The following is a 1,937-nucleotide window of genomic DNA, read 5'->3' on the forward strand; positions in this document are numbered from 1 at the left end:
TCAGGAACAGCAGCGGGATACCAATACCCAAACCGGTGTTGATGCAACGCTCAGACAGGTTGGAAGAACCATTCCAGTCAGGCAACTTCGAGGAACCGTTCGGGTCCTTCTCCGGCTTGGAGTCCGGGTTATTCGGATCAGTCGGCTTGCCGTTGTTCTTGGAACCAGTGACCTCGTCACCATCGTTGGTGCCGTCACCATCGGTATCAGCCTTCTTCGGGTCAGTCGGAGCACCCTTCTCACCCGGCTTAACCTTGTTGCCGTCCTTATCGAACGGGTTCTTGGAGCCGTCTACCTCGTCACCGTCATTGATGCCGTCACCATCGGTGTCAGCCTTATTCGGATCGGTGCCAAGCTCCTTCTCCTGCTCGTCAGTCAGACCGTCACCATCGGTGTCCTTGTCCTTCGGATCTTTATCACCAGGCTTGTCATCCTCGCCCGGCTTGTTCGGATCAATCGGCCAGGACGGGTAGTCCGGGTACGACGGGTTAGAAGGCTTCTTACCTGGCTTATCAACCAAGTCAGCAACACCGTTGTTGTTCTTATCGGTGATACCGGTATCGCCAAGGCCGTCGCCGTCCTTGTCTTCAACCTTGCCCTCAGGAACCTCAGACTCATCACGGTTCTTCTTACCGTCACCGTCAGTGTCCTCGTCACCATCGTTGACGCCGTCACCATCGGTATCCGGGTTCAACGGGTTCAGGCCAGCGGCCTTCTCATCATCATTAGAAACACCGTCGCCGTCAGCGTCCGGGTCCTCTTCGTTGATGATGCCGTCGCCGTCCTTGTCACCCTTCGGGCCATCCTCGTCATCCTTATCAATGATGTCCGGGATGCCATCACCGTCAGAGTCCTTGGACTCATCAACAGTCGGGTCAGACTCCTCAGCGTTGGTCTTGCCATCACCGTCAGCGTCCTCATCACCATCGTTGACGCCGTCACCATCGGTATCCGGGTTGTACGGGTCAGTGCCAGCAACCTTCTCGTCGGTGTTGTTGACACCATCACCATCGATATCCGGGTCAACAGCATCCGGGATGCCGTCCTTGTCAGTGTCGTTGGTCAGCGGACCATCGGTGATGTCAGCCTTGCCGTCCTCCGGATCCTTATCGGTAACACCGGTATCGCCAAGGCCGTCGCCGTCCTCGTCCTTAACCGGACCCTCAGGAACCTCAGACTCATCACGGTTCTTCTTACCGTCACCGTCAGTGTCCTCGTCACCATCGTTGACGCCGTCACCATCGGTATCCGGGTTCAACGGATCAAGACCGGCTTCCTTCTCATCATCATTAGAAACACCATCGCCGTCAGCGTCCGGGTCCTCTTCATTGATGATGCCGTCGCCGTCCTTGTCACCCTTCGGACCATCCTCATCATCACGGTCAATGATGTCCGGGATGCCATCACCATCCTTATCGGTGATCTTGTCCTCATTCGGGTTGGACTCGTCCTTGTTCGGCTTGCCGTCACCGTCGGTGTCCTCGTCACCATCGTTGACGCCGTCGCCATCGGTATCCGGGTTGTACGGGTCAGTGCCAGCAGCCTTCTCATCAGAGTTGTTGACACCATCACCATCAATGTCGGGATCCTGAGAATCAGGGATACCGTCACCATCAGTGTCCGGATCCTCGATCATCCGCTCGGTTACCGTGAGCTTGAACTCATCCGAGGCATTCTTTCCATCCTTGGTCGCCTTGACCTTGATGTCATAGGACTTCAGCTCAGCATCTGCCGGCACCTCGCCCTCGATCGCGTTGGTATCCGGGTTGTACTTCAGGAACTCAGGCAGACCATCAACGGCTACCTCCGCACCATCAGTTGCCTTTACCGGGATGGAAACCTTTTCACCACGGGGAACCTTCATGTCCGGGATAGCATCCACGGACACATCGGCCTCGGGAGCATCCGGCTGCTCAACCGTGACAGTCACCGTGGCA

At 56.6% G+C, this 1,937-nt stretch carries 1 protein-coding gene; it reads right to left on the bottom strand.

Annotated elements, in window-relative coordinates; genetic code table 11:
• On the bottom strand, positions 1–1,937 hold a 1,937-nt coding region (locus HMPREF3056_RS13500; protein ID WP_246822501.1), incomplete at both ends, for a putative Ig domain-containing protein.

Source organism: Corynebacterium sp. HMSC056F09, from assembly GCF_001815785.1.
Classification (GTDB): Bacteria; Actinomycetota; Actinomycetes; order Mycobacteriales; family Mycobacteriaceae; genus Corynebacterium; species Corynebacterium hiratae.